The sequence below is a fragment of the Tepidibacillus infernus genome, assembly GCF_048898065.1.
In the GTDB taxonomy this organism is placed as follows: Bacteria; Bacillota; Bacilli; order Tepidibacillales; family Tepidibacillaceae; genus Tepidibacillus_B; species Tepidibacillus_B infernus.
Genome location: NZ_JBLWFI010000001.1, coordinates 2,397,525 through 2,404,775 on the forward strand (window position 1 = coordinate 2,397,525; position 7,251 = coordinate 2,404,775).

The 7,251-nt window shown below is 29.0% G+C and carries 7 protein-coding genes; all 7 read left to right on the plus strand.

Going from position 1 to position 7,251, the window contains the following annotated elements; genetic code table 11:
• The 7 genes from TEPIDINF_RS11990 to TEPIDINF_RS12020 all read left to right on the plus strand — a co-directional run bounded on the left by TEPIDINF_RS11990 (window position 1) and on the right by TEPIDINF_RS12020 (window position 6,619).
• Complete coding sequence (locus TEPIDINF_RS11990) at window positions 1–1,008, plus strand: NAD-dependent epimerase/dehydratase family protein (RefSeq protein WP_421692082.1); 1,008 nt, start codon at window positions 1–3, stop codon at window positions 1,006–1,008.
• A 1-nt stretch (window position 1,009) separates the two neighbouring features.
• Entirely contained in the window at window positions 1,010–2,119 is a 1,110-nt protein-coding gene (locus TEPIDINF_RS11995; RefSeq protein ID WP_421692083.1) for a DegT/DnrJ/EryC1/StrS family aminotransferase, read from the plus strand.
• Entirely contained in the window at window positions 2,119–3,462 is a 1,344-nt protein-coding gene (locus tag TEPIDINF_RS12000; RefSeq protein ID WP_421692084.1) for an aspartate aminotransferase family protein, read from the plus strand. The genes TEPIDINF_RS11995 and TEPIDINF_RS12000 overlap by 1 nt, the downstream gene beginning before the upstream one ends.
• Window positions 3,463–3,788: 326 nt before the next feature.
• Window positions 3,789–4,277 (plus strand): adenylyltransferase/cytidyltransferase family protein, encoded by a 489-nt coding sequence (locus tag TEPIDINF_RS12005; protein WP_421692085.1) that lies wholly within the window; start codon window positions 3,789–3,791, stop codon window positions 4,275–4,277.
• A gap of 11 nt (window positions 4,278–4,288) precedes the next feature.
• Window positions 4,289–4,645 carry an HAD hydrolase-like protein gene (locus TEPIDINF_RS12010; protein ID WP_421692086.1) on the plus strand — a complete coding sequence of 119 codons (357 nt, stop codon included), beginning with the start codon at window positions 4,289–4,291 and terminating at the stop codon, window positions 4,643–4,645.
• Window positions 4,642–4,938, plus strand: a complete 297-nt coding sequence (locus tag TEPIDINF_RS12015; RefSeq protein WP_421692170.1) for an HAD family hydrolase — start codon at window positions 4,642–4,644, stop codon at window positions 4,936–4,938. The genes TEPIDINF_RS12010 and TEPIDINF_RS12015 overlap by 4 nt, the downstream gene beginning before the upstream one ends.
• 439 nt (window positions 4,939–5,377) lie before the next feature.
• Entirely contained in the window at window positions 5,378–6,619 is a 1,242-nt protein-coding gene (locus TEPIDINF_RS12020; RefSeq protein WP_421692087.1) for an MFS transporter, read from the plus strand.
• Window positions 6,620–7,251 lie beyond the last annotated feature (632 nt).

Sequence of the window (7,251 nt, forward strand, 5' to 3'; positions counted from 1 at the left end):
ATGAGGACTATCTTAATAACTGGTGGTGGAGGTTATGTTGGTAGTTTACTTATTCCAAAATTGTTACAACGGAATTATAAAGTAAAAGTTTATGATTGGTTTATATTTGATAGTAATATTTTTAAGAATATAAAAAATGAAAATTTAAAAATTATTAAAGGAGATATTAGAGATTATTCTAAACTAGAGAGTGAATTGCAAGGAGTAGATGAAGTAATTCATTTAGCGGCCCTATCAAATGATGCTAGTTGTGAAATTGATGAAAATTTAACAAAGGATATTAATTATTTTGCTAGTAAAGAATTAATCAAATTATCAAAAAAGAACGGGGTTAAAAGATTTTATTTTGCTTCTTCGGCAAGTGTTTATGGAATTAAGGATGAAGAAAATGTAACTGAAAACTTTTCTTTAGAACCTATATCTAGTTATGCGAAATATAAGGCTTATATAGAGGAAGAATTACTAAGTCAATTATCAAACAGTTTTTCAGGAGTTATTGTAAGGCCCGCTACATTATATGGATATGCACCTAGACAACGACTTGACCTAACAGTAAATATTTTAACTTATCATGCTGTTTTAAAGAATAAAATTACTGTATTGGGTGGTCAACAAAAACGTCCAAATTTATCAGTTAGAGATATGGTAGAAACTTATTTACTGTTAATAGAAACAGAAACAAACAAGATTCACGGAGAAATATTTAATGTTAATGAAGTTAATTTAAAAGTAATTGATATAGCAACCTTGGTTAAAGAGTCTTTAGATAGGAATGTAGAAATTGAAGTTGTTGGGACTAATGATTTTCGTTCTTATCATATGTCAGCAGATAAAATTAAGGACAAGCTTGGGTTTAGACCTAAATATCAAATTAAAGATGAAATTCGTTTACTTGGAAATGCTTTATTAAATGGTCTAATTAATGACCCTGATAATGATAGGTATAGAAATGTAAATTTCATGAAAACAAGAATGGAATCTTTTTTTTCCATCATAAAGGGGAAATAAGATGATACCATATGTAAATCTATCTATGAAAAATACTGATATTAAATACAGAGTACTAAAAAAAATAGATAAAGTTCTTGACTCAGGAATATTTATATTAGGCGAAGAAGTCAAAACCTTCGAAGAAAGGTTTGCTAGATATATTGGCTCAAATTATGCAATAGGAGTTAACAGCGGTACAGACGCTTTGATACTTGCATTAAAAGTATTCGGAATCGGAAATGGAGATGAAGTTATAACAGCACCTAATTCGTTCTTAGCAACGGCTTCTTCTATTGTTTTATCAGGAGCAAAACCTGTATTTGTAGATGTTGATTCTGACCAAAATATTAATGTGAGTTTAATTGAAGAAAAAATTTCCAAAAGAACTAAAGCAATAATCCCAGTGCATTTAACAGGACGACCAGCAGATATGCATGCAATTTTAAAAATTGCTAATAAGTATAATTTAATAGTGATTGAAGATTGCGCACAAGCTATTAATGCAAAGATTAAAAATAAAAAAGTTGGTACTTTTGGTCAAATAGGTTGTTTTAGTTTACATCCTTTAAAAAATTTAGGTGCAAGTGGAGATGCGGGAATAATTGTTACTAATGATCAACAGATTTATGAATACATAAAACAATTACGTAATCATGGATTAAAAAATCGTGATGAGTGTGTAGAGTGGTCAATCAACTCAAGATTAGATGAAATTCAGGCTGCAATATTAAACGTAAAGTTTGATTATCTAGACCAATGGACGGAACGAAGAAGAGAAATTGCTAATATGTATATTAATGGTTTAAAAGGCCTTCCAATTAAATTACCAGTAGAAAAAGAAAATACACAATCTGTATATCACGCTTTTGTAATTCAAACTAAATATAGAGATCAATTAATGAATTACCTCTCAAAGAGAGGAATTGAAACCAAGATACATTATCCTATTCCAATACATAAACAACAAGCAGCTTTAAAATCAAATCTATCTATTGATATATTCCCACAATCTGAAAAACAAGTTAAAGAAATACTTTCACTTCCAATCTATCCTGAACTTAGAGATGCAGATGTTAATGAGGTAATTAAAACAATTAGAAACTTTTTTAAAGAAGAAAGGGTGTTTTGATGTTTATTACATTAGAAAAAACTCAGCAATTAAAAAATAAGGCAGAAAAATCTTTAGTAGGAGGAGTTTCTGCTGCTTGGAATCATTTAGAAGAAATAGGACCAATCTATTTTAAAGAAGCTAAAGGCTCCCATCTTATCGATGTCGACGGAAATGATTATATAGACTACTTAGTAGGTTGGGGGTCATTATTTCTTGGTCATAATCCAAAAATGATTAGAGATGCAGTTATAAGTTCGTTTGATACTGGGTTTGGTTATCAATATGAAACAGAAGGTCACATTGAATTGGCAGAAAAGTTAAAAAAATATATACCTAGTGCTGATTTAGTAAGACTTTGTAATTCAGGTACTGAAGCAACTATGTATGCAATACGTATTGCTAGATCTAAAACTGGAAAAAACAAAATTCTAAAGTTTGAAGGTCACTTTCATGGATTGCATGACTATTTACTTTATTCAATGGACACTTCTCCATATCTTGGGGAAATCCATGGCCCTGGGAAAATAGATCCAATTCCAGGGTCAACAGGAATACCAAACGTAATTGATGACCTAATTATAACAATACCTTTTAATGATATCGAAGCTTTTACTGAAGCAGTTAAACACAATAGAAATGATTTAGCTGCTGTAATCATGGAGCCCATTTCATTAAATATAGGTTGTGTTAAACCGGAAAAAGAGTTCTTGAATACTGTAAGAAATTTAACAAAAGAAAATGATATAATATTAATCTTCGATGAAGTATTAACAGGATTTCGCTTAGGGCTTGGGGGAGCACAAGAATATCTTAAAATTGAACCTGACATCTCGTGCTTTGGAAAAGCCTTGGGAAGTGGTATGCCTATAGCAGCTGTTGTTGGTCAAGAAGAATTTATGAATGATTTAACTCCAAAGGGAAAAAATCAAATGAGTGGTACTAATACAGGTAGAAACTTTGCAGTATACGGAACTCTAGCAGTTTTAAATGAACTTGAGAAACCTGGAGTTTACGAACATATTTGGTATCTAAATGATACATTTATTAGGGAAGTAACCAATCTTTTAAATAAGTATTCTATACCTGGTTTTGTTGATGGTGTAGGTGGACGTATAGGTGTTCACTTTGGACTTGAGAAACAGCCAAAAGATTATCGAGAAATTATTGCTAATTTTAATAAAGAATTCGCTTTAGAAGTTTATAAAAAAGCATTTTATGAGAAGGGACTATATGGCGTATTTTTGCCACTTTCAAATACACCTGAACCTATTACATTTAGTCTCGCTCATAGTAAACAAGATTTATTTGAAACTTTAAATAGAATAGAGGATATCTTTAGAGAAGTTCATTATTTTAAGTAAGTTTATTATCGATAAGAGTTATTCCTATAATGATTCAATTTGAGATTTAAAAAAGAAAAGCACCTACTGTATGCTCTGTCTTGAATCAATTAGTACCCTTATTATTATAAGGAGTAGGCTTACATAAAGTATAGGAACAAGGAAGCACAGAGAAGGCGAATAAACTATCAACATAAGGAATAGAAGCAGTTCAGGAGCAAGAAGCAAAAGATAGAACGAAGGAATGTAAGGGCATAGACCATATTACCATTTTTTAGAGAGTCTTGATTTAAGCTAAGGAAACGTAAGAAAATGAGAAAAATAATAATCTAGTGGGAGGTTTTAATATGAATAATAAATTGTTATCTTTGGATGAAATAGAAGATAAACTAAAATTTCTTAAAGATAAAGGTAAAAAAATTGTACATTGTCACGGGGTCTTCGATCTTTTTCATATTGGTCATTTAAAACATTTAAAAGCTGCAAAAGAATTTGGCGATATATTAATTGTAAGTGTAACTGCTGATATCTATGTAAATAAGGGGCCAGAAAGACCGGCATTTAACGAAAAATATAGAGCAGAAATATTGACATCATTAGAAATAGTAGACTATGTTATAATTAATGAATGGCCTTCAGCTGTTGAAATTTTACAGAAAATAAAACCTCATTACTATGTCAAAGGATCTGACTATAAGGTTAGAGATAGAAATACAAATAATAATATATTTATTGAAGAAGAGACGTGTCAACGAATTGGTACAAAAATGGTTTATACTGATGAATATAGTTCTTCATCAACTAAACTTTTAAATAAATACTTTCATTTAGTGTAGGTGATGTATTAATGAACGTATTGGGAGTAATATTTGACTTAGATGGTGTTTTAGTTAACACATCAAAGTATCATCTTAAAGCATGGACAGATTTGGCTAGGGATCTAGGAGTGAATATGACACCAAGTTTAGCTAAATCCCTAAAAGGAGTAAGTCGTATTAAGTCATTAGATTTAATCTTAGAACAGTCAAGTATTAAAGCTACTTACAAACAGAAAATTAATTTAGCTAATAAAAAAAATGAATATTATCTAAATTATATTAGTAATATAGACGAAAATGATATATTAGATGGAGCTCTTGAGGCTTTAGAAAAAGGGAAAAAAAGTTTAGAATTGCACTTGGGTCATCAAGTGCTAATGCTATAAAGGTAGTTAATATGCTTGGGATCCAAAATTATTTTGATTATATAGTTCAAGTTAATAGAAATACAAAAAGTAAACCTGAGCCTCAAATATTTTTAGAGGCGAGTAGAGGAATAGGTGTAAATCCAGAATATTGCATTGTATTTGAGGACTCTATTTCAGGGTGTGTTGCAGCAAAAAGAGCTGGAATGAGAGTTGTAGCAATCGGTTCTAGAAAAGATTTTGATAATATTGATTTAGAGTATGTTATACCTTCTTTAAAGTACTGGGATTTTGAAAGAATGGCATTAGCGTAGTTCAGAAAATGATTATTTGGAAAATAAAGTTTACTCTAATAAATGGTAAATAAATAGGAAAACTTAAGTATATTACATTTTTGGAAATATAAAAGGATGAAATATATTAGGAAATAACTTGTAACTTTTGATTTGGTCATAGGTTCAAATAATATATATGAAGTGGATTAAAAAATTTATTTATTTGGGGAATAGAATATATTCTTTGTATTATCCAACATTGTTTATGGGTGATCTATAGTTATCTGACTATGATTTAGAACCAAACGTGAAAGAAAAGATGTTGTCATACCTTTAAGGAAATTCAAAAAAAATGAACTTAACACGTTCAAAGATGAACCACACTATACATCTTCAACACTTGAAGAAGGTGTCAATATTAACTCTTGACGAACTATAAGATTCTATATTATATCTTTTCAGTAAGGAGTAAACTAAATTGATAGAGATATTTGCAAATAGAAAGTTAATGCTGATCTTCTTATCACGTTTTACCTCAAATTTTGGAGATGGTTTCAAATATATTATTATTTCATGGCTTACATATGAACGAACACAATCTGTTTTGATTGTTGCCATATCATTAGCTTTATTTACAGTTCCAGGAATAATAATAACTCCATTTGCAGGTATGATAGTTGATATTTTTGACAGAAGACTAATTGGAATTATAATTGAAATTCTACAATTTATTATAATGTCATCTTGGATTCTTACATTCTCTTTTTATGGTTTTAGCGCAATAGTGATGTATATTTTTGTTGGATTATTAGCCATTGGCCAAAGTTTTATTTTACCAACGCTATTTGCTATATTACCAGAATTATTTGATAAAAAAAAATTATTAAAGGTAAATGCAACTATGTCTATCGCTATGCAATCTGGATTCCTTATAGGAACATCTGTAGGAGGTGCAATAATAGCAATAATTGGTACAACAGGGGCTCTTATAATAGATGCTTTAACATATCTTTTTTCTGCTGTGTGTATTTTCTTTTTAAGAAGTGGAATTATAAAACCAAAAAAAAATAATTACAAAATTAATATAGTAGAAAGCACTAATGAAACTGTTAAGTATTTAAAACAAAAATTACATGTGATAAATTTAGTGATATTTGGGATTTCAACTTGGACTGTAACGATGGTTCTTAATGTACTGCTTGCACCTTTTAGTAGAGATAAACTTTTTATTAATGCTATGCAATTTGGAGTTTTAGACTCAGCATTAGGTGTGGGATCTATCATTGGCGGTTATATTGTTGGTATGTTAAAAAACAATAAGTTAAAGTATGTAATAACACTAGGATTTTTATCTATATCAATTTTTTTAATTTTATTTGGCTTCAATAGGTATTACAGTGTTGCTTTACTTTTATATTTTTTAATTGGTTTTGTAATAGAATATTTAACAGCTATTGTGGATACACAGATTCAAATTGAAGTTGAAAATGAGTATATGGGACGAATTAGTTCTTTAATTCGTATGGGGGGTAGCATAATAGGACCTACTCTGATGGTTTTAGTTGGAACATTAGCAGAATATGGTTCATTTATTATTGCTTTTTTAATATTGAGTTTATTTGTTCTTATTATTACAGGAATATCATTTTATTATGAAAAAAAGAACCTTTCTATTTCTGAAAATAACATTAAGTTTTTTGATTTAACAAACGAGGAATAAAAGTTAATAGAAACAGGGATAAAGAATTAAGTCTAGATTTGAATATTAACTCTTTTTTAGTTTTATACAGTAATTTATCCCATAAGGTAATAATAAGTTTCTTTGTTTGTTTTCCTCCTTTCATGAATAAAATTCGTTCATGTCCAGAGACTGTAACTGCTAAAATGGATAGTTTGACGCTTACGAAGTACCTGACTTAGAGAAAATATTTAAATAAGAGTTTTCTACGAAGAAAGAACATGACGGAATAGGTCTTTATTATGTGAAAAATATAGTAAGTACATATTCAAATGTAAGTTGAATACTCTCATTAAAGATGATTGTTTTATTCAAAAAGTGAATATTTTCCAATAAACATAATTTTTTTAATACCAAAAGTTGTACCGACAATTATTAATTTTTATGGGAAAATACTATGAATTTAGCATAGTATTTTTTCTTTTTTATGATTACGTGTAATATATAAACGATTTTTATAGATATATATATCAAAAACGCCCAAATAATGGCGAATTTTTATGTTATGCTAGAATAACACGTATAAATAACTAATTTTCTTGAATTTACTCAAAATTACATAGATTTTTATATTATTTTGTAATATAATTTAAACGAAGAAAGCAGCAATCGTG

What these genes read in the sequence shown, in the direction of transcription:
- TEPIDINF_RS11990 (WP_421692082.1), top strand. Translation starts at nt 1, where the DNA reads ATGAGGACTATCTTAATAACTGGTGGTGGAGGTTATGTTGGTAGTTTA.
- TEPIDINF_RS11995 (WP_421692083.1), top strand. Translation starts at nt 1,010, where the DNA reads ATGATACCATATGTAAATCTATCTATGAAAAATACTGATATTAAATAC.
- TEPIDINF_RS12000 (WP_421692084.1), top strand. Translation starts at nt 2,119, where the DNA reads ATGTTTATTACATTAGAAAAAACTCAGCAATTAAAAAATAAGGCAGAA.
- TEPIDINF_RS12005 (WP_421692085.1), top strand. Translation starts at nt 3,789, where the DNA reads ATGAATAATAAATTGTTATCTTTGGATGAAATAGAAGATAAACTAAAA.
- TEPIDINF_RS12010 (WP_421692086.1), top strand. Translation starts at nt 4,289, where the DNA reads ATGAACGTATTGGGAGTAATATTTGACTTAGATGGTGTTTTAGTTAAC.